Here is a 20611-nt window from a genome sequence, read left to right as displayed (position 1 = left end):
CGTTCAACGGCTTTTCAATTGATCGCGCGTCATGCGCAGATCGACGCCGACCGCGCCGATGCGCTCGGGGATCGGTGGCTTCAGCTTGCGGATGCGCAGATGCACCGCATCGACGCGCGCAAACTGATCGAGCAGGCCGCTGGCCAGGGCGGCGGCGGCGGCTTCCACCAGTTTGTAATGGGATTCGACGAACAGCCGGCGCACGGTGTTGACGATGGCGTCATAGTCCAGCGCATCCTGCAACTGGTCGCTGGCGGCCTCAATCGCCATATCGACTTCGAATTCGATGTCGATGGCGAAGGCCTGGCCGAACTCTTTCTCGTGCTTGTGCCAGCCATGATAGGCGTGCAGTTCGAGCTGTTCGATAATCACTTTGCCCGGCAAGCTCATCGGCGTTCTGTTCCTTTGCCCAGGATGGCGTTCAAGACGGCGAAGGCTTCCACATGAGCCGCCACGTCGTGCACGCGCACGATATCGGCGCCATTAAAGGCACCATAAACGTCGGCGGCCACGCTGCCGATCATCCGTTCTGACGCGATGGTGCGCGTCGTGGCGAAGCCGATGAAGCGCTTGCGCGAGATGCCGAGCAGCAGCGGAAAGCCCAGTGCCTGTTTCAGTTCGGCGAGGCGGCGCACCAGTTCGAAGCTTTGATCGTGGGTCTTGCCGAAGCCGATGCCCGGATCGATGAAAATCTTGTCCCTGTTGACGCCGGCCTTGAGCGCGATGTCGATCGAGCGTGACAGGAAATCCTTCACCTCGGCGAACATGTCGATGCTGGCGTCGTCCTGCCGGCGGTTGTGCATCAGCACGCAATGCACCCCCGCATCGGCGCTGACCTTGGCGATATCAGGATCGAATTGAAAACCCCACACGTCGTTGACGATGGTGGCGCCGGCCTCGATGGCGGCGGCGGCGACTTTCGCTTTCATCGTGTCGATGGAAATCGGCAGGCGGGTGCGCGCCGACAACGTCCGCACGACCGGAACGACCCGCGCGATCTCTTCGTCCAGCGTCACGGTGGCGGCGCCGGGCCTGGTCGATTCGCCGCCGATGTCGAGAATGTCGGCGCCCTCAGCGGCAAGCTGCTCGCCATGCGCCACAGCGGCGGCATGGTCGAGGTAGCGGCCGCCGTCGGAGAAGGAATCCGGCGTCACATTGACGATGCCCATAACGAGCGCGCGATGGCTGAGCCGCAACGGCGTGCGGGCCGGAACGACGGACGACACGTCAACGGTCGCAGCCGGTTCAGCAACGCTGGTGTCGTCGGGTGTCACGTCGCGTGGCGCGTTCGGATCGGCGACGGCTTCCTTGCGCGCTTCTTCATCCAGCGTGCGCCGGACGCTGCGAACGCCTTTCCCCAATGCATAGAGATATTTCTCGAACATGGGTTCCCTCACGCGGGACGGGGGAAAGGCCAACGCGTTGCCGGCGCGCCCGTCTGGCCGCGATGGCGCAGGAAGGCATCCGCCAGCACGATGGCCATCATCGCTTCGCCGACGGGCACGGCGCGAATGCCGACGCAGGGATCGTGGCGGCCCTTGGTGCGGATGTCGACTTCGGCGCCGAAGCGGTCGACGGAGCGGCGCTCGGTCAGGATCGAGGAGGTTGGCTTCACCGCGAAGCGCGCGACGATCGGCTGGCCCGTCGAAATGCCGCCGAGAATGCCGCCGGCATGATTGGAGACGAAATGCGGCAGGCCGGTATTGCCGGTGCGCATTTCATCGGCATTGTCTTCGCCCGACAGCGCCGCCGCCGCCATGCCTTCGCCGATCTCGACACCCTTCACCGCATTGATCGACATGAAGGCCGAGACGAGTTCCGCGTCGAGCTTGCCGTAGATCGGCGCGCCCCAGCCGGGCGGCACGCCCTCAGCCACGACCTCGATCACGGCGCCGCAGGAGGAGCCGGCCTTGCGCACGCCGTCGAGATAGGTCTCCCATTCGCGGGCGGCCTGCGGATCGGGGCAGAAGAAGGCATTGTCGTCGACGGCATTCCAGTCCCAGCGCTGACGATCGATCTTGTGCGGACCCATCTGCACCAGAGCGCCGCGAATGCGTACGCCCTCGAGAACCTTGCGGGCGATGCCGCCGGCGGCCACGCGCATCGCCGTTTCGCGCGCCGAGGAACGGCCGCCGCCGCGATAGTCGCGGATGCCATATTTGGCGTCATAGGGAAAATCGGCATGGCCCGGCCGGTATTGCTGGCGGATTTCGCCATAGTCCTTCGAGCGCTGGTCGACATTGTCGATGATCAGGCCGATCGGTGTGCCGGTGGTGAGCTGCCGGCCGGTCGCTTCCTCGGTCATGACACCCGAGACGATGCGCACTTGGTCCGGCTCCTGCCGCTGGGTGGTGAAGCGCGATTGGCCGGGCCGGCGCTTATCGAGATAGCCCTGCAGGTCGGCCTCGGTCAGTTCGATCAACGGCGGGCAGCCGTCGACGACGCAGCCGATCAGCGGCCCGTGGCTTTCGCCAAAGCTCGTGAAGCGGAAAAGATGACCGAACGTATTATGTGACATGGCGCGCCTGGCTGAACGCGGGCGTTGTAGCAGGGACGCAACCGGGGTCAAACCCCGGCTGTATCACTGGGTTTTCGAGCGAATTTTCAGGCCGTCCGCACCGCCGGCGCGCCCATCCAGGACGAGTTGCCCGGAATCTGCTCGCCCTTCATGACGATGGTGAGCGGCCCCAGCCGGGCGAAAGCGTCGACCTTGGTATCGTAGAGCACGGTCGAACCGGCGCCGACGGTCACGGCCGGGGCCAGTTCCACCCGGCCCACTTTCATCACCCGGTCCTCGTAGAGATGGGTCTGCAAAGCCGACAGCGCATTGATGGCGCAATGGTCGCCGACCTTGACGCAGTCGAATTCGGTGATGTCGGTGGAATCCATCCACACGCCCTTGCCGAATTTGGCGCCGAGCAGCCGCAGGGTCCAGGGCAGGAACGGCGTGCCGCGCATATGATCGAGCAGCACGCGCGCGCCGAGGCCCCAATACATCACCGCCACCGCTTCCGTGCGCATCGCCCACCACGACCACATCGGCATGGTGGCCGGGCGATAGGTGCCCATGGTCAGCCATTTAACGGCGATGACCACACCCATCATGGCGCAGGAAATGGCGATCGAGCAGGCGATGAACAGCACGCCCATCAGGAACCAGTCGCGCGCTTCCAGCGCCGGTCCCAGCACTTCCACGGCCCAGGTGCCGAAGGTGATGAACAGCATGGTCGGCAGCGAGATATGCACCGCCTCGAAGACGGCGCGGGCGAATTTCTTCCACTTGGGCGGTTCGTAGGTCCAGTTGGAACCGGTGTCGAAGCGCTGGCGCACGGGCAGGCGGATCGGCGGCGAGCCGAACCACGTGCCGCCGGCCTCCATGTCTTCGTTCTTGGGCGGTTTCGATTTGATGCCGATCAGCGCGCCGGTCGGGATGTCGGCGCCGACGGGCACCACCGCATCGTTGCCGACGAAGACGCGCGCGCCGGTGCGCACTTTGCGCAAGGTCATCCAGCCGCGCCGCGTGTCCTCGTCGCCCAGCACCACTTCGTCGGCGATGAAGCATTTTTCGCCGATCTCGACGAGATCGTAGCGGCCCGACAGATTGGTGGAGATTTCCGCGTCCTTGCCGATCTTCGCGCCCATCAGGCGATACCAGTTGCGCATGTAGATGGTGGCGTAGAGCGACGACAGGGTTTCCAGCGTCACTTCGGTGGCGAGCGCCACGGTCCATTTGCGGAAATAGAAGCCGGAATGCACCGAATAGCTGCCTTCGCGTACGCGCGGCAGGATGATCCAGCGGAACGCGGCGATCAGCGCCACGGTGACGAGCACCATGACGAAGGCCGTCGGCCAGGCCATGATCGGGATCGAGGCCAGATAGGCGAGGCGGTCGCCGGAGCCCGGCATCACCCATTCGTCGATCCGGTCGAACAGCCAGAAGGCCGGGAAGATCGGCAACAAGCCAAGCGGCGGGATCAGGGTCAGCAGGATGACGTAGAGAACGCCAAAACTGCCGCGACGCAGCGCGCTGGCCTCAGGCGGCGTGTCCAACGCCGCGACATTGACCGAGCCGGTGCGCCGTCCCGGCGAACCGTCCCAGATTTCCGCTTCGCCGATCTCAGTACCCGCCGCGATGGCGGTGAGATCGTGCAGTTCTGCATGCGCGCCGATCTTGACGTTGTCTTCGATGACGCAGGATGTACCGATATAGGCGTCCTTGCCGATCTCGATCGTCCCGATGATCAGTTCGTTGCCCTCGACGCGGGCATTGGCGAATTTCACTTTGCCGCCGATGCTGCAGCCATCGCCGATGGTCAGCAGATCCGGTGCGCCAATGTCGGTTTCCGCGATGATCGCATCATCGCCGACGCGCGCGCCCAGCGCTCGCAGATAGAAGCGCATCACCGGCGAGCTTTGGAAATATTTCATATGGGTCAGCGCCAGGAAGCGCTGCGCCACCCACCAGCGGAAATAATAGGCGCCCCAGAGCGGATAGCGCCCCGGTTTGGTGCGCCCCAGCACCAGCCATTTGATGGCGATGGCGAGGAAGACCGTCGCCACGTTGATGCAGGCATAGACCGCGAGCAGCGAAAAGACTTCCTCGAACAGGGTGGCGCTGGCGCTGGTCAGCAGCATGTAGCTGACGAACACGCCAAGCCACTGCGCCGTGGTCACCGCCAGGATGAAGGGCAGAACGCAAGCCTGCGCCAGGCCGCAGAAGAAGCGCCGCAGCACCGGCGTCGGCTCGAACGCCAGATCTTTCGCCGGCGGTGCCGTGCTGGCGCGCTCGTCGAGAATCTGGCCCATGGCGCGCAGGCTGCGCGCCGCATAGACGTCTTGCAGGGTGATCGAGGCCAGTTGCGGCGAACGGCGCACGACCGAGATGAATTTCGCCGCCAGCAGCGAATGGCCGCCGAGATCGGTGAAGAAGTCGGCTTCAAAGCCGATCGGTTGCGGCGGCAGCACTTCGCGCGCCGCATCGAGCAGGATCGCCTCGGTCGGCGTCGTCGGCTCTTCTTGTTCGTTGGGGGCGACGGCGAGCGGCGCCAGTTCGATCTTCTTCAGGCGATTGCGATCGGCCTTGCCGGAGGGCAGGCGCGGCAGTTCGCCCAGCACTTCGAAGCGCGACGGGATCATATAGGCGGGCAGCACCCGCTGGAGATCCTGCCGCAGCACCTTCGCCTCGATCGTCGCGCCGCGTTCCGGCACGATGAAGGCGATGAGCTGATCGACGCCGTCATGGTTTTGCAACACCACGGCGGCCTGGGCGATCTCGTCGCGATGGACGAGTTTCGCTTCAATCTCGCCAAGCTCGACGCGGAAGCCGCGAATTTTCACCTGGTCGTCGATGCGGCCGCGAAAGACGATCTCGCCCTGCTCGTCGAGCAGAACCGCATCGCCCGAGCGATAGAGCCGCGGATCGGCGCCATTGCCGTCGAACGGATTGGCGATGAATTTTTCCGCCGTCAGCTCGTCGCGGTTGAGATAGCCGCGCGCGACGCCCGGGCCGCCGATCAATAATTCGCCTTCGACACCCGGCGGCACGAGCAGCAATTCGTCGTCGACCACGTAGCAGGTGTAGTTCGGGATCGGCTTGCCGATGGTGACGGGCGTGCCGGCCTGCACTTCGGCTATGGTCGCCACCACGGTCGTTTCGGTCGGGCCGTAGGAGTTGAAGACGCGGCGGCCCGGTTTGCACCAGCGCTCGGCGATGATGGGCGGGCAGGCTTCGCCGCCCAGGATGATGATGCGCAGCGTGTTGATGTCGCGCGGCAGCATGGCAAGCAGGGTCGGCACCGTGTCGAGCACGGTAATGCCATTGACTTCCATCAGATCAGGAAGCCGTTCCGTTTCGCCCATGATCTGCGGCGTGGCGACGAACAGGGTCGCACCGACGAGATAGGGAATCCAGATTTCTTCCATCGACAGGTCGAAGGCGACGGAAGCGCCCTGGAACACCACGTCGTCGGCGGTCAGGCCGTAGATTTCGTTGGCCGAGCGCAGGTAATGGCAGATGTTGCGCTGGGTGACGACGATGCCTTTCGGCTTGCCGGTCGAACCCGACGTATAGATCAGATAGGCAGGATCATCCGGCGTGCAGCCGAGCGCCCGCGCGCTGACGATTTCCGCCGTCTCGTCGCTGCCGACCTGCGCCGAGGTGAGGGCCGGACAAGAAACGGGATTTGCGATGGCGCCGGCGGCAAGACCGGCGATGCGCGCCTTGCGATCTGGATCGGTGAACAGAGCGACGGCGTTACAGTCGGCGAGACATTCGGCGACGCGCTCGGCCGGCACGTCCGCATCGAAGGGCAGGAAGGCTGCGCCCGTGCGCGCGATGGCGATCTGCGCGATCAGGAGATCGGCGCCGCGGCCCATCCACAGGCCGATCACCGCGCCAGGCTTGGCGCCATGGTGCAACAGGCCGCGCGCCAGCCGCTCGGCGGCGCGATCGACGTCGCGATAGGTCAGCTTGACGCCGTCGGCGATCAGACAGGTGCGGGTCGGATGTTGATGTGCCGACGCGGCGAACAATTCGCCGAGCAGTTCATCGTGCAGGAGATCAGGACGGACAGGACCACGGGTCACGGAAAATACGGCAGTCGTCGCGGCCGCCGGGACCAGCTCGGCAGCGGAGACCGCGCCGTCAGGTCGCGGCGCACGTTCTGCATCAAGGGCGAGCTCATCGCTCGGCCGTGGTGCATTTTCCATATCCATAGTCCTTTCCCAGCCGAACATCCGGCGCCGATCACTGGGCCGCTCATTGGCTTGCGATCAACGGGCTGAACCGCTCATGAATGGGCGGTTTGGCACGGGATGGGCGCCAGGACAATGCAAAGAAGAACAATGCAAGAAAAGTCGTTACTTTGCGTTCAACACCGCCCGGCAGGCGTCCGGAAGCTGCGCCATGGTGAGCGGCGGGCGCGGTTTCCAGTTCGGATTGGGCTTGGGATGCAAAACCGCGTCGGAAAACCACCAGTCGAGCTGGTCGCAGCCGTCCCCTGACGGCGGCGGATCCTGCGGCGTACAGCCCTCGACGCCGGCCGGGCAGGTCATCCGGACGTGGAAATGGTAATTGTGCTGGTAATAGGGGCGCACCTTGGCCAGCCAGGAACGATTTCCTGTCGCCATACGACACATAGCTTTCTTGATGGCGGCATTGACGAAAATCCGCTCGACGTCGCGCTGCTGGGCGGCGATGCGGATGAGTTCCACCTGTCGCTGAGAAAAGCTGGCGTTCACGTCGAGCTTGTCCGACCGCACCATATCGACGGCGGACATCTGCTCGCGCTCGGCGCGGGTCAAGGTCCGGTCCGGCATCGGGGTTAGCCAGATGTCGGCATCGAGACCGATCTGATGCGAGGCATGGCCGGTGCGCATCGGCCCGCCGCGCGGCTGCGACATGTCGCCGACCAGGAGGCCGTTCCACACGCCTTCGCGCTGCGCCTGCCGGGCGATTCGTTCCAGCAGGGTCACCAGCGCCGGGTGGCCCCAATTGCGGTTGCGCGACAGGCGCATCACCTGCCAGGCGTCGCCGTTGACGGGCAAAGCGGTGCCGCCGGCCAGGCAGCCCTTGGAATAGAAGCCGATCGAGCGGACGGCCATCGGGGCCGGATCGGTCTTGCGGCCGAAGAGTTCCTTGGCGGGGGTCGACGGGCTGTTCGGATGGGCCAGCGGCGGCAGCGGCTGCGGATTGAGAGTGCCTTGATCCTGGCCCCGCGCCTCGGCGGCGAAAATGCCGGCCATGATGGCGGCCGCAAGTCCGCACGCCCGTCTGCCCTGCTTCAACCCGTCGATCATTTTGCCCATCATTGATTCTCATGCGTCCCGGAGAGGGACAACTTGCGAGCCGATATGTTTACGCTTGGTTAAGCATCCGCCGCCCCGGCTTGACGGGTGAGGGAACTGCCTCTCATCCTCCACCCAGCCGTTGCGCATGACAAACGGCACAGGGAGGAGCCCATGTTCAAGGGCATGAAAGTCTATGGCGCGCTCGCGACCATCGGCCTGATGGCGTTTGCCGGGCCGGTCACAGCACAAACACCGTCCAATCCCGCCGCCCATTATCCGGAACGCCCGGTCACCCTCATCGTGCCCTTCGCGCCGGGCGGCGGCACCGACATTCTGGCGCGTCTCATCGCCCAGAAACTCGAGCAGGCCTGGGGCAAGCCCTTCATCGTCGAGAACAGGCCAGGCGCCGGCAGCGTCGTTGGCGCCCAGGCGGCGGCGCGCGCCGAACCGGACGGCTACACCTTGCTGCTGGCTTCGGTTTCCAACCTCTCCGCCAATCCGACGCTCTACAAGAAACTGCCTTATGATCCGGCCAAGGATTTCGTGCCGCTGGCATTGGCGGCGGCAACGCCTTTCGTCCTGGTGGTCAATCCGTCGCTGCCGGTCAAATCGGTGGCCGAGCTGATCGACTATGTGAAAGCACGCCCCGGCCAGATCAACTATGCGTCGTCGGGGCCCGGCGTGCCGCATCATCTCTACATCGAGATGTTGAGCGGCATGGCCGGCATACACATGACCATGGTGCCCTATAAAGGCAGCCTGCCGGCGCTGAACGATGTCGCTGCCGGCCACGTGCCGTTGATGATGGTCGATCTCGGTCCGGTGCTCGGCGCCATTCAAGGCAATCTGGTGCGCCCGCTCGCCGTCAGCGTGGCGCGACGCATCGATGTGCTGAAGGACGTGCCGCCGCTGGCCGATACGGTTCCCGGCTTCGACGCCTCTGGCTGGTTCATGTTGGCGGCGCCGGCCGCCACGCCACGGCCGATCGTCGACAAACTGCATGACGAATTGACCCGTCTGCTGGCAGCGCCCGACGCGGCCGGGCAATTGCTCAATGCCGGCATGTTGCCAGTGCCAAACCGCTCGGTAGAAGACCTGCGCAAATATATCGCCGATGAGACGGCCCGCTGGGGCGAGGTCATCCGTAAGGCCGGTATTGCGGGAACCTTTTGAGTTTACGCTTTACGGTGCGCATCGGTCTCGCTAGGTCATGAATCATGGTCGATGCTGCATCCGAGCCCGACACCGGACTGAAACGCCTGCGCGATCTCTTGCGCAAGCTCTATCACGGACGCTCGCCGGCGGCGGTGCGCTTTCAGCTCGCCGTCATTCTCGTCGATCTGGCAATCATAGCCTTCTTCATTGCTTCGCCCGTGCTGCAGGACGAGCCAGCCTTTCTCTGGCTCGATTATTCCATCGCAGCCCTGCTGGCCGCCGATATCATCGCTCGCATTCTCGCTTCGACGGATATCGTGCGCTGGCTGCGCCAGCCGACCGTCTGGGTCGATATCTTCATCCTGGCGACGCTGCTGTTGCCGACGACATTTGCCAATCTCGGTTTCCTACGCATTCTGCGCTTGTGGTCGCTGTCGCGCAGCGGTTTTCTCTGGCGTCCGTTCGAAGAGATCGGCTGGCGCGAATGGCGCGCGACCGGTCAGGCCGTGATCAATCTGCTGACCTTTCTCTTCATCATCACCGGCTTCGTCTACACGTTCTTCTTTCGCGCGGTCGGCGGCTTGAACGGCTATGTCGATGCTCTCTATTTCACCGTCGCTACGGTGACCACCACGGGCTTCGGCGACATCGTTCTGCCGGGTGTCTGGGGCAAGCTCACTTCGATCGCCACGATGATCATCGGCATTTCGCTATTCGTGCGCCTGGCGCAATCGATCTTCCGCCCGGCGAAGGTGCATTTCCCCTGTCCGCAATGCGCCTTGCAGCGGCATGATCCCGACGCCGTTCATTGCAAGGCCTGCGGCCACATTCTGAAAATTCCCGATCCGGGCGATTGAGCGTAGCGTTTCTGCTTTTGATGATTCCATCAAAAGCAAAGAAGACGCGTCAAAACAGGAGACTTAAGTAAAATCACGTTTCTATCGAAACGTGATTTGCGCTATCCGTTCGACAACTCTTGCGTGATCCAGGCGATGAAGGCTTTCGCCGCGGGTGAAGTGGCGCGATCGGAGGTCGGCACGATCGCCAGACCATCCTCGAATGCCACGAAGCCGCAGGGCGCGATCAAGCGGCCGGCCGCCAAATCTTCATCGACCATTCGGCTTTCCACCAAGGCGACGCCCAATCCGGACAAGGCCGCTTCGATGCACAAATGCGTATGCGGAAAGCGCAGCTCCGCGTCGTGCGAGACGGTGAAACCGCTGTTCTCCTGCCACACCGTCCACGCGCGTTGGGTATAGTCGTGCACGATCCAGGTGGTGCAGGTCAGATGATGGCCTTTGACCTTGAAGTTATAGCCGGGCGCGCAGACGGGGCCGAAAGCGACATCAGCGATGCGGATCGCCTGCGCCTGATCTTGCGCCGGATAGGATAGGCGATCCCAGGCCAGCACCAGATCCGCGCCCTGATTGCGGATTTCCTGGGCTGACGTCATCGACAGGCGGATGCGCACGTCGGGATGCTGGCGATAGAAGCCGGCAAGATGCGGCACCAGCCAGCGCATGGCGAAGGTGGCGCTGCACGCCACATGCAGGCTTTGCCCCTGCGCCTCCTCCAGCACCCGCGCCCAGCCCTGTTCCAGGGACGCGAGCGCGCCCGCTACCACTTCGCGCAGTTTCTCGCCATGCGGGTTCAGCTTGATGCCGGTTCCGGCCTTGTCGAACAGTGCCAGGCCGGCGTGATCCTGGAGCGCGCGAATTTGCCGGCTGATGGCCCCATGGGTACGCCCCAGCTCATCGGCGGCGCGGGTGATCGAGCCAAGCCGTGCAGCGGCCTCGAAGGCGCGCAAGGAGAACAGCGGCGGCAGGCGGCGCGACACATCAAAATCCGTGAATTTAACTCACATATCTGACAGCCGAACTCGTTATCAAAAATCGCCCGATTGCCATAGAGCAAACTGCATAAAGGCTGAAATCCAATGCTTTTGCGGCGGGCGGCATGCTCCGCTCGGCGGAGCAGGGCTGTCATTTGTGCAAATGAATCACATATGTCGCCCGGTTTCAGCGCCCTTTTGCAAGGAGAGACCTGAAGTGACCGCGATTACGCAGATTGAGGCGAACGAAATTCTCGATAGCCGCGGCAATCCGACCGTCGAGGTGGATGTCGTGCTGGCCGATGGTTCGGTGGGGCAGGCGGCCGTGCCTTCCGGGGCATCCACCGGCCTGCACGAAGCGCACGAACTGCGCGACGGCGGCAACCGCTACCATGGCAAGGGCGTGCAGCAGGCCGTGGTGGCGGTGAATGGCGAAGTTTTCGCGGCCTTGCGCGGCGCCGACGCTTTCTGCCAGAGCCAGATCGACCAGATCATGATCGATCTCGACGGCACGCCCAATAAGAGCCGGCTCGGCGCCAATGCGCTGCTCGGCGTCTCGCTGGCGACCGCCAAGGCCGCAGCCGCCTCGGCGCGCTTGCCGCTCTATCGCTATCTCGGCGGCGCCAATGCCCGGCTGCTGCCGGCGCCCGGCATGAACGTCATCAATGGCGGCGCCCATGCCGATAACCCCCTCGATTTCCAGGAATTCATGGTCATGCCCTTGCGCGCGCCCAGTTTTCGCGAGGCGGTGCGCATCGGCAGCGAAATCTTCCACACTTTGAAAGGCGGTCTGTCGCGGGCGGGACATCAGACCAATGTCGGCGACGAAGGCGGTTTCGCGCCGAATGTTCGATGCGCCAAGGAAGCGCTGGACATGGTCACCGAAGCCATCGTGAAGTCAGGCTATGCGCCAGGCCGGGACGTGGCGATCGTGCTTGATCCCGCATCGTCCGAATTCTTCGAGGATGGCGCCTATCATTATCGCGGCGAAGGCGTGGTCCGCAGCATCGAGGAACACGCTGAATATCTCGTCGATCTGGTGCGGACCTATCCGATCATCTCCATCGAAGACCCGATGGCCGAAGGCGACGTGCGCGGCTGGAAGCTGATCACCGAGACTTTGGGCAAGACCTGCCAGCTCACCGGCGACGACGTGTTCTGCACCAATCTTGATCTGCTTCAGGAGGGCATGCGCCAAGGCATAGCCAATTCCATCCTCGTCAAGGTCAACCAGATTGGCACGCTGAGCGAAACCCTGCGCACCGTCGCATATGCGCAGCAACGCGGATATACGGTGGTGATGTCGCATCGCTCGGGCGAGACGGAAGATACGACCATCGCCGATCTCGCCGTCGCGACCAATTGCGGGCAGATCAAGACGGGCTCGCTGTCGCGCTCCGATCGCACCGCCAAATACAATCGACTGATGCGCATCGAACGCGAGCTGGGCGGCAATGCGGTTTATGCCGGGCGCGATGCGTTTAATGTCAATCTTTCGCATCGGTTTTCCGGCGAAAGCGTCCTGGCAGCCGAAGCACTCTAACAGGCTGTAGCGCAACTCTTGGTGTCATCCCGGACACTTGCGCAGCAAGTGATCCGGGAACCAGGGGCGCGCGGTAGAATGCTGCGCGTTTGCAGAGATTCAACGCTCTGAACACTCTACCACTCGCCCCTGGCTTCCCGCTCGCGCCTGCGGCGCGTCGGGAATGACACGAAGGTATCGGCTTAAAACTGCAACAGGGTCGTGAACCCGCCGTAAATCATGCGCTTGGCGTCGAACGGCGGGCTTTCCATGCCGGGCGCCAGGCGCGGGTCGGCCATCACCTTGGCATTGATGGCATCGCGTTGCTCGCGGGACTCATAGACGATCCAGGAAAATACCACCGTTTCTTCCTCGGTAGCCTGGACGGCGCGCGGGAAGGAGGTGAGTTTGCCGTAGGGCACGTCGTCGCCGATGCACTCAACATATTGTTTGGCGCCGTTCTCCATCCAGATTTTTCCGGCGAGCGTCGACATCTCCTTGTAGGCTTCGATATTGGCCTTGGGGACCGCGACGACAAATCCATCAACGTACATGGCATCCTCCTGCTGATTGCCTCGTTGCAAGAACGTATGTTGCAAGAACGTTTGAAGCAGGAGAATGCCGACAGCGTGACGGAAAAAATTTTCGCTATTCGAAGCGCGGCGTGACCTTCAGGTAAAATTTGGTCATTTCCGGCCGCAACCGGTCCATCACCTCTTTGTTGAGATCGGTTTGCGGCTTGGCGCTGTCAGGCAGGAGCGAGAAATATTTCGTCTCCTTGGTGTCCTGGGCCAAACCCTCCTTGGCTTTTTGTATGAGCTCCGGCGAGGTCAGCATGTCGAGCGCCGTCGCTGCCATTACCTTGGCGGCGGCGACCATGCCCTTGTGGGTCATGGTGCTGGTCGGCGTCACCGCCGCCGGCCAAGCGTGATAGCCGATGCCGGGCACGCTGCCGGGGAAGGTCATCAGGCCGAAGGGCACGTTCCAGGTGTAGTCGCCGATATCGTTGGAAGCGAAGCCCTGCGGGCGCGGACCGGACGGCGGCAGTTCGGTGTTGAGGCCGACCTCGCGCTGGTTGTTGGCCTTCTGGAATTCCTTGGCGAAGGTGACCTCCTCCTCGCTCCATTTCGGCAGGCCGACCGCCTCCATATTCTTGCGCAGCGCTTCGCTCAGCGGCCGGTTGCCGAGCGACGGCCAGGCCGAGGCGATGACATCGGGCGGGTCCATCGTCGTACCGGTCATCAGCGCCGCGCCTTCGCCGATCTTCACCAGCTTGTCGAAATTGTCCTGGGCGGCCTTGGCCGAAGCGTCGCGCACGAACCACCAGATACGGCCGAGATCTGGAATGATGTTAGGCTGGATGCCGCCGTTCATGATGGTGCGATGGGCGCGATAGGTCGGACGCAGATGTTCGCGCAGCTTGTCGAAGCCGATGTCCATCAGTTCGACCGCATCGACCGCGTCCCTGCCGTCCCAGGGGTTCATCGCGCCATGCGCGGTCTTGCCGTGGAAGGTGAAGATGGCGCTGATCGCCGCATAGTTCTGCAGCCCCCAGCCGGTGGAGAAGTTATCGCCGATATGGACGATCAGCCCGGCATCGACATCTTTCAGATAGCCGGCGCGCACCAGGAAGGGGCGGCTTGCGAGCTGTTCCTCGGCGGGGCCGAGCGACAGCATGATCGTGCCCGGCAGCTTATATTGTTCCATCACCTTCTTGAGTGCGTACATCGCGCCCAGCGTCACGCCGGCGTGGGTATTATGGCCCTCCATATGGCCCGGTGCGCCTGATACCAGCGGCTTGCGCGGAATGGAGCCCGGTGTTTGCGAGCCTTCCGGCAAGGCGTCGATCTCGCTGGCGATCAGAATGGTCGGCTTGCCGCTGCCCCATTTCGCCCAGAGATTGGTCGGCATGCCGGCGCCGCCGAGTTCCACGGTGAAACCGGCCGCTTCCAGTGTGCCCTTCAGCAGCTTGGTGCTCTCGAATTCCTGCATGCCGGGTTCGGCGAAGAAAAACACCGCGTCGCCGATGTCGGCGATCTGCTTGGCGTTCTTGTCGATGATCTTGAACGCCGCGTCCTTGCGCTCGTCGGCCGATGCCGGTGTGAAAGCCGCGACGGCGCAGCTCAATGCGCAAGTCATCAGCAGCGTATCCAGCAAACGGGTTTTACGGCGCATGGCGTCAGCTCCTTTGAACGATCCCCTAGGGCAGACTAGTGGCGGAACGAGGGATTGCAATCGCCATCTTGCATGGCGGCTATTCGGTGAACCCGATGCGGTTCGTTTGACAGAGACGGGGCTCCGCGCTGCATAATGGGCCGAAGGAGCGACGACTATGCGGCTTGTGTTTTCTGGTGTGGCGCGTCTGGTGCTGGCCACTCTGCTTTTGTGCTGTGCACAGCAAGCGCCGGCCCAGACCTTATCGCCTGAATTGCAGGCATTCCGCGACATTTACCGTGAATTGGTCGAGATCAACACGACTGAGTCCGAAGGCGATACGTTGCGGGCGGCGCAGGCCATGGCGGAACGCCTGAAAGCTGGCGGATTTCCGCAAGACGACATCAAGATCGTCTCGACCGCGCCGCGCAAGGGCAATCTGGTCGCGCGCCTGCGCGGCACGGGCGCGCGCAAGCCGCTCTTGTTGATGGCCCATATCGACGTCGTCGAAGCCAAGCGCTCCGATTGGGCGTTCGATCCGTTCAAGCTGCAAGAGGTCGACGGCTTTTTCCGCGCCCGCGGCGCCGCCGACGACAAGGCCATGGCGGCGATTTTCGTCGCCAACCTGATCGAATATGTGAAGAGCGGCTACAAGCCGGAGCGCGATATCATTCTCGCGCTAACCACCGATGAAGAATTGTCGGATTCGCCGCATGACGGCGCCAAGGTGTTGTTGAACCAGCATCGCGATCTCGTCGATGCGGAACTGGCGATCAACGAAGGCGGTGGCGGCATTCTGCGTGACGGCAAGCCCTGGCGTCTGACCGTTCAGCTCGCCGAAAAGGTGTATCAGACCTATAGGCTGGAGGTGAAGGATCGCGGCGGACACAGCGCCTCCGGCCGCCGCGACAGCGCCATCTATCGCTTGGCCGATGGCCTGGTGCGGCTCGCCCGTTTCGACTTTCCGGCCCGGCTCAATCCGGTGACGAAAGCCTTTCTGGAAAACGCCCTGAAGGACGAAAGCTTTCAGAACGCCGAAGCCATTCGCGCGCTGCTCGCCGGCAATGCCGATGCTAGCGCGCTCGCGGTTTTGACCGGGCAGCCCTCTTATAATGCCATCATCCGCACCACCTGCGTGGCGACCATGCTTGAGGCCGGCCATGCCGAGAACGCCTTGCCGCAGACCGCCGCCGCCACCGTCAATTGTCGCGTCCTGCCCGACGCTGATGTCGCCGACGTGCAGAAAACCCTCGTTCGTGTCCTCGACGACCCCAATATTTCGGTAACGCCGGTCGGCACGGCGGTCCTCAGCCCGCCCTCGCCCCTCAGCCCGGAGGTGATGGGCGCGGTCGAGCGGATCGCCGGCAATATGTGGCCGGGCGTACCGGTCATACCGACCATGTCGGGTGGCTATACCGACAGCCGCTGGGCGCGCGGTGCCGGTATTGCCGCCTATGGGGTCTCCGGCATTTTCAACGATCCGGCGACCAGCGGCGTCCACGGCCTGAACGAGCAGGTCGGCGTGCAGGCGCTCTATGATGGCAAGACCTTCCTCGACCGGCTGGTGCGCGAACTGGCCGGTCCCGCCCGTCCGGCCGGTCCCTAAGCGCCGTGGTTCTGGTTAATCGGAAGCGGGCGACGCGCTGGCTGGTCACCCTGGCCGTGCTCGGTGCGGTTTACTTCCTCATCGCCTATCTGGTGTTGCCGTCGATCTGGAAACAGTATGAACATCAGCCGGGTATCGCCGATCGGCCGATGGTGACGCAGACCGCTTCGGGCATTCCAGGCGATCCGATCAACGTCGGTCTCGTCGGCTCGCGTGAGGATGTGGTGAAGGCGCTGCATGCCGCCGGTTGGTTTCCCGCCGATCCGGTCACCCTGCGCACCAGTATCGAGATCGTCGGCAGCGTCCTGCTCGACCGGCCCTACCGGCAGGCGCCGGTCAGCCCGCTGCTTTATGAAGGGCGTCGGGAGGATCTGGCTTTTGAGCGCGAGGACGGTGCCAGCGCCCGCCGGCGCCACCATGTCCGGCTCTGGCAGGTGCTCGAGGCCGGCGCCGAGGGGCGGCCGGTCTGGCTGGGCGCCGCCACCTTCGACCAGGGCGTCGGGTTGAGCCATTACACCGGGCAGGTGACCCACGTGATTAACCCTGATGTCGACACCGAGCGCGATTTCTTCGCCCACAGCCTCGTGGAGGCCGGAATGGCCGAAGGTCTCTATCAGGTGTCCGGCGTCGGCCCGACCCTGTTCGGGCGCAATGGCGAGGGCAACCGCTATCAGACCGACGGCGAAGTGCGCTTCGTTCTTCTGGTGAAAGACGGCATGCGCCGCTCGGCGCCGCCGGTGATGCAGGATGCGCCGATGGCGGTGCAGGTGAAGGACGCGCTGTGGCAGGCGCTGCAATCGGCGCTGCCCAACACTCAATAGCCAGAGCCAATAGCCAGAGCCAATAGCCAGAGCCAATAGCCAGAGCTCCGTAAATCGGTCTTTTGGTTAAAGCCCCACGTCAACCAATCACACGGATTCGACTTTACGGCGCTCGGATTCGGCGCAATTCTGTCGCTGTTGCGGCCCTCAACAGCCGACCGCGTGTCAAAAACGCGGCGGCTTTGGTGTGCGGGAGTTTTGCGTCATGCGTTTTCTGGCATTTGTTTTAGCCCTCGTCGGCAGTCTCTTCGCTGCCAATCGCGCCGCCGAAGCCGCGGTGCGCATCAGCATTGATTTGTCCACCCAGCGGATGCACGTCACCAATGGTGCCGGCGAAAGCACGACATGGGCGGTCTCAACGGCGCGGTCGGGCTATTCGACGCCGCGCGGCACGTTCAGGCCCTACAGCCTGCAGCGCATGCATTATTCGCGCAAATACAACATGTCGCCGATGCCGCATTCGATCTTCTTCCTCGGCGGCTATGCCATTCATGGCACCGGCTCGGTGAGCCAGCTCGGCCGTCCGGCCTCGCACGGCTGCATCCGTCTGGCACCGGGCAATGCCGCGAAGCTCTTCAGCATGGTGCAGCGTGAAGGTGCCTCGATCTCGATCTCGGGTTCGCCTCCGGGCAACACCCGCTATGCCGCCAAGTCGCACGGCAAGAAGAAGACCTATCTGGCTTCCAAGATGAGCAAGAAGAAGCACATGATGGTCGCCAAGCGGCGCACCCACGCCAATCCGATGGCCTATGCGCCGGTGCACCGCGCGCCGTCGATCAAGACGTGGCAGAGCAATCCGGCGTTGAGATAGGCTGAGGTTGTTCGGCTATTCGCCGAACACCACCGTCTTACGGCCGTTGACGAGGACACGATCCTCGAGGTGATAGCGCAGCGCGCGCGCCAGCACGCGCCGCTCGATGTCGCGTCCTTTGCGCACCAGATCGTCTGGCGTATCGCGATGGCTGATACGCTCGACGTCCTGTTCGATGATCGGACCTTCGTCGAGATCGGCGGTGACATAGTGCGCCGTCGCGCCGATCAGCTTCACGCCGCGCGTATGCGCTTGCGTATAGGGGCTCGCGCCCTTGAAGCCCGGCAGGAACGAATGATGGATGTTGATGCAGCGGCCTGACAGTTTCGCCGACAGGCCGTCGGACAGAATCTGCATGTAGCGGGCAAGCACCACCACTTCCGTGCCGTTGGCTTTGATCAGTTCCCAGAGCTGCGCTTCCTGCTCCATCTTGGTCTGTTTGGTGACCGGCAGATAATGGAACGGCGCGCCGCCGAAATCGAGCGCGCCATAGGTGTCACGCGGATAGTTGGAGACGACGGCGGTGAGGTCCATGGGCAATTCGCCGAGGCGCCAGCGATAGAGGATGTCGACCAGGCAGTGATCGAACTTCGACACCAGGATCATCACCTTCTTGCGATCCGAGCGATCGCGCAGCGTCCAGCTCATGCCGAACCGTTCGGCCACCGGCTTGAAACCGTCGGTCAGCGCACCACCTTGGCCGCCCTCGCTCTCGAACACCACGCGCATGAAGAACAGGCCGGTGGCCACGTCATCGAATTGCTGCGCGTCGAGGATGTTGCAACCGCCGTCGAACAGATAGGTCGAGACGGCGGCGACAATGCCGGGTTTGTCGGCACAGGAGAGGGTGAGCACGTAATGCGCGGTCATTTCGGTCAGCCTTTGACTCAGGGCCCGCACAGGCGCGGACCGCGCGCGTCTTTTATACGGTTGTTTAGCACGGCTCAACTGTCATCGAATGGCGAATCTGCTTGCGACTCAATGTGATTCTGCCCAAGTCTTAAGGTGGGTGTTGGAACGCGAATGGGGCGTTCGCCCATTGAAGGAGGCTGGCGCTGGGCGAGACGAGCGATCCCGTATTCGATCTTGTGATCGTCGGCGGCGGCATCAATGGCTGCGGCATCGCGCGAGATGCCGCCGGCCGGGGCTTGAGCGTTGCCCTGATCGAGATGAACGATCTGGCCAGCGGGACATCGCAGGCTTCGACCAAGCTCATTCACGGCGGCCTGCGCTATCTCGAACATTGGCAGTTTTCTCTGGTGCGCGAGGCGTTGGTCGAGCGCGAGGTGCTGCTGCGCATCGCACCGCATCTTGTCTGGCCGATGCGCTTCGTCCTGCCGGTGCTGCCGGGCATGCGCCCGGCCTGGATGTTGCGCGCCGGCCTCTTCCTCTACGATCATCTCGACATCCATCGCAGCTTGCCGGGAACGGTGACGCTCGATCTGAAGAGCGATGCGGCAGGGCGGCCTTTGCGCCCTGGCCTGACGCGCGGTTTCGAATATTCCGATTGCGCCGTCGACGATGCGCGTCTCGTCGTGCTCAACGCGCGCGATGCCGCGGCGCGTGGGGCTGTCGTGCGCACACGAACCATACTGCTGTCGGCCGTGCCGCAAGAGGACGTGTGGCGTGTCGAAGTCGCACGTCCGGATGGTGCGCGTGAAGAGATTCGCTGTCGCGCCTTGATCAATGCCGCCGGACCTTGGGCCGGCGATATCGCCAACACGGTGAGCGGCCCGGACCACACCACGCGCATCCGTCTGCGCTTGGATCAAGGCAGCCATATCGTCGTGCGCCGCCTGTTCGAGGGCGACCGCAGTTACATCTTCCAGAACGGCGACGGGCGCATCGTCTTCGCCATTCCTTATCAAGGCGAGTTCACCTTGATCGGCACGACCGACCATGAATTCTCGGGCGATCCGACGCAGGCGGCCGCGAGCGAAGCCGAGGTCGACTATTTGATCGCCGCCGCCAATCTCTATTTCACCAAGCCGATCGGGCGCGCCGATGTGGTCTGGTCCTATGCCGGTGTGCGCGCCCTCATCGAAGGCGAGGGGTCGGCGGCCAGTGCCACGCGCGAATATCGCCTCGAGAAGATCGGCGATCCGCCCTTGCTGCATGTCTTCGGTGGCAAGATCACCGCCTATCGCCAACTCGCCGAGAAGGCGATGGCGTTGCTCGCGCCGCATTTCCCGGCGATCGCCGCGCATGGTGCCTGGACGGCGCATGAGCCCTTGCCGGGTGGCAAGCTCGGCGATGGTGGCATCACCGCGCTCGTCGCCGATCTGGCGGCGCGCCATCCTTGGCTGGATCGCGCACTGCTGTCGCGCTGGTGCCTTGCCTATGGGGCCGACACGATAGCCTTGCTGGAAGGCGCTTCGAGCACAGCCGATCTCGGCCGCTCGTTTGGCGCCGGTCTCTTCGCGCGTGAGGTGGATTGGCTGGTCCGTCACGAATGGGCGATGAGCGCCGACGACATCCTGTGGCGCCGTTCGAAACTCGGTTTACGCATGAACGCTGAAGAGCGCGACGGGTTGATCAAATATCTGGCAGGACGCGCCTGATTTAGCAGCTGTTGCAGGCCTTTCTCATCGCGGACCATCGTAAGGCGACTGACAAAATCTTCGACCTCTCGAACATGTGTTCGATCCTGTCCATTTCGTAAGGTTTGAGCCATCATTCTGACAGGTCGCATGGACCTTAATGCGCTTTGACCGCCGCACGTTCGGTGCGGGGCGGGTCAGGGCTGACATCGATGCGATCGAACCCCTTTTTGAACCAAGCGAGTTGTAGCCCGTCGGGTCGGCGCCCGCCGGCATGTCTCACGCGTGTAGCCGTTGCGGCGACAGAGAACGCGTGGGCCTGTCCCGCGCCCGCCGCTCGGCCGGCCAAGACCTTGCCTTTCCTTCGCCGCTCATAAGCTGAG

The 20611-nt window shown here is 63.3% G+C and carries 16 protein-coding genes; 7 read left to right on the top strand and 9 right to left on the bottom strand.

The genetic code is table 11. From position 1 onward, the window contains the following. Positions 1-3: 3 nt before the first annotated feature. From folB to mepA, 5 genes are all read right to left on the bottom strand, one after another. A complete protein-coding gene (gene folB, locus OIM99_RS03735; protein ID WP_311848983.1) occupies positions 4-390 on the bottom strand; it encodes a dihydroneopterin aldolase in 387 nt (128 codons plus the stop codon). Continuing rightward, positions 387-1169 (bottom strand): dihydropteroate synthase, encoded by a 783-nt coding sequence (folP, locus tag OIM99_RS03730; protein ID WP_409371498.1) that lies wholly within the window; start codon positions 1167-1169, stop codon positions 387-389. Before folP ends, folB begins: the two co-directional genes overlap by 4 nt. A 224-nt stretch (positions 1170-1393) precedes the next feature. Further along, positions 1394-2518, bottom strand: coding sequence for a chorismate synthase (gene aroC, locus OIM99_RS03725; protein ID WP_311848981.1), 1125 nt, complete (start codon positions 2516-2518; stop codon positions 1394-1396). Positions 2519-2604: 86 nt separating this feature from the next. Beyond that, positions 2605-6714, bottom strand: coding sequence for a Pls/PosA family non-ribosomal peptide synthetase (locus tag OIM99_RS03720; RefSeq protein ID WP_311848980.1), 4110 nt, complete (start codon positions 6712-6714; stop codon positions 2605-2607). Positions 6715-6858: 144 nt separating this feature from the next. Continuing rightward, positions 6859-7809, bottom strand: coding sequence for a penicillin-insensitive murein endopeptidase (gene mepA, locus OIM99_RS03715; protein WP_409371464.1), 951 nt, complete (start codon positions 7807-7809; stop codon positions 6859-6861). Between the two features lie 150 nt (positions 7810-7959). Here mepA and OIM99_RS03710 point away from each other — a divergent pair, with 150 nt between their 5' ends. Together OIM99_RS03710 and OIM99_RS03705 are read left to right on the top strand one after the other, a co-directional pair. After that, positions 7960-8961, top strand: coding sequence for a tripartite tricarboxylate transporter substrate binding protein (locus OIM99_RS03710; protein WP_311848979.1), 1002 nt, complete (start codon positions 7960-7962; stop codon positions 8959-8961). A 44-nt stretch (positions 8962-9005) separates the two neighbouring features. Then, positions 9006-9800, top strand: coding sequence for an ion channel (locus tag OIM99_RS03705; RefSeq protein WP_311848978.1), 795 nt, complete (start codon positions 9006-9008; stop codon positions 9798-9800). Positions 9801-9901: 101 nt separating this feature from the next. On the opposite strand, the gene OIM99_RS03700 is transcribed toward OIM99_RS03705, so the two are convergent. Beyond that, positions 9902-10780 carry a LysR substrate-binding domain-containing protein gene (locus OIM99_RS03700; protein ID WP_311848977.1) on the bottom strand — a complete coding sequence of 293 codons (879 nt, stop codon included), beginning with the start codon at positions 10778-10780 and terminating at the stop codon, positions 9902-9904. Between the two features lie 211 nt (positions 10781-10991). On the opposite strand from OIM99_RS03700, the gene eno reads away from it, so the two are divergent. Next, a complete protein-coding gene (gene eno / locus OIM99_RS03695; protein ID WP_311848976.1) occupies positions 10992-12317 on the top strand; it encodes a phosphopyruvate hydratase in 1326 nt (441 codons plus the stop codon). 182 nt (positions 12318-12499) lie between these two features. Here the strand turns inward: eno and OIM99_RS03690 are convergent, their stop codons facing one another. After that, positions 12500-12850 carry a DUF1428 family protein gene (locus OIM99_RS03690; RefSeq protein WP_311848975.1) on the bottom strand — a complete coding sequence of 117 codons (351 nt, stop codon included), beginning with the start codon at positions 12848-12850 and terminating at the stop codon, positions 12500-12502. A 94-nt stretch (positions 12851-12944) separates the two neighbouring features. Next, positions 12945-14471, bottom strand: coding sequence for an amidohydrolase (locus OIM99_RS03685; protein WP_311848974.1), 1527 nt, complete (start codon positions 14469-14471; stop codon positions 12945-12947). A 157-nt stretch (positions 14472-14628) separates the two neighbouring features. On the opposite strand from OIM99_RS03685, the gene OIM99_RS03680 reads away from it, so the two are divergent. The 3 genes from OIM99_RS03680 (at position 14629) to OIM99_RS03670 (ending at position 17688) form a co-directional block, all read left to right on the top strand. After that, positions 14629-16056 (top strand): M20/M25/M40 family metallo-hydrolase, encoded by a 1428-nt coding sequence (locus OIM99_RS03680; RefSeq protein WP_311848973.1) that lies wholly within the window; start codon positions 14629-14631, stop codon positions 16054-16056. A gap of 5 nt (positions 16057-16061) precedes the next feature. After that, positions 16062-16877, top strand: a complete 816-nt coding sequence (locus OIM99_RS03675) for an LssY C-terminal domain-containing protein (protein WP_409371463.1) — start codon at positions 16062-16064, stop codon at positions 16875-16877. 205 nt (positions 16878-17082) lie between these two features. Next, positions 17083-17688 carry a L,D-transpeptidase gene (locus OIM99_RS03670; RefSeq protein ID WP_311848972.1) on the top strand — a complete coding sequence of 202 codons (606 nt, stop codon included), beginning with the start codon at positions 17083-17085 and terminating at the stop codon, positions 17686-17688. Between the two features lie 15 nt (positions 17689-17703). On the opposite strand, the gene purU is transcribed toward OIM99_RS03670, so the two are convergent. Beyond that, the gene (gene purU, locus OIM99_RS03665; protein ID WP_311848971.1) at positions 17704-18558 is read right to left on the bottom strand and encodes a formyltetrahydrofolate deformylase; all 855 of its coding nucleotides are present in this window, start codon (positions 18556-18558) and stop codon (positions 17704-17706) included. Positions 18559-18737: 179 nt separating this feature from the next. Here purU and glpD point away from each other — a divergent pair, with 179 nt between their 5' ends. Continuing rightward, entirely contained in the window at positions 18738-20249 is a 1512-nt protein-coding gene (gene glpD / locus OIM99_RS03660; RefSeq protein WP_311850340.1) for a glycerol-3-phosphate dehydrogenase, read from the top strand. Positions 20250-20611: the final 362 nt, after the last annotated feature.

Origin of the sequence: Methylocella sp. CPCC 101449, assembly GCF_031921685.1 — a bacterium.
GTDB lineage: Bacteria > Pseudomonadota > Alphaproteobacteria > Rhizobiales > Beijerinckiaceae > Terripilifer.
This window is presented reverse-complemented; position numbering and strand designations above follow the sequence as displayed.

Excerpts from the sequence above, each read along its gene's own strand:
- folB (WP_311848983.1), bottom strand. The coding sequence starts at position 390 with ATGAGCTTGCCGGGCAAAGTGATTATCGAACAGCTCGAACTGCACGCC.
- folP (WP_409371498.1), bottom strand. The coding sequence starts at position 1,169 with ATGGGCATCGTCAATGTGACGCCGGATTCCTTCTCCGACGGCGGCCGC.
- aroC (WP_311848981.1), bottom strand. The coding sequence starts at position 2,518 with ATGTCACATAATACGTTCGGTCATCTTTTCCGCTTCACGAGCTTTGGC.
- OIM99_RS03720 (WP_311848980.1), bottom strand. The coding sequence starts at position 6,714 with ATGGATATGGAAAATGCACCACGGCCGAGCGATGAGCTCGCCCTTGAT.
- mepA (WP_409371464.1), bottom strand. The coding sequence starts at position 7,809 with ATGATGGGCAAAATGATCGACGGGTTGAAGCAGGGCAGACGGGCGTGC.
- OIM99_RS03710 (WP_311848979.1), top strand. The coding sequence starts at position 7,960 with ATGTTCAAGGGCATGAAAGTCTATGGCGCGCTCGCGACCATCGGCCTG.
- OIM99_RS03705 (WP_311848978.1), top strand. The coding sequence starts at position 9,006 with ATGGTCGATGCTGCATCCGAGCCCGACACCGGACTGAAACGCCTGCGC.
- OIM99_RS03690 (WP_311848975.1), bottom strand. The coding sequence starts at position 12,850 with ATGTACGTTGATGGATTTGTCGTCGCGGTCCCCAAGGCCAATATCGAA.
- OIM99_RS03685 (WP_311848974.1), bottom strand. The coding sequence starts at position 14,471 with ATGCGCCGTAAAACCCGTTTGCTGGATACGCTGCTGATGACTTGCGCA.
- OIM99_RS03680 (WP_311848973.1), top strand. The coding sequence starts at position 14,629 with ATGCGGCTTGTGTTTTCTGGTGTGGCGCGTCTGGTGCTGGCCACTCTG.
- OIM99_RS03670 (WP_311848972.1), top strand. The coding sequence starts at position 17,083 with ATGCGTTTTCTGGCATTTGTTTTAGCCCTCGTCGGCAGTCTCTTCGCT.
- purU (WP_311848971.1), bottom strand. The coding sequence starts at position 18,558 with ATGACCGCGCATTACGTGCTCACCCTCTCCTGTGCCGACAAACCCGGC.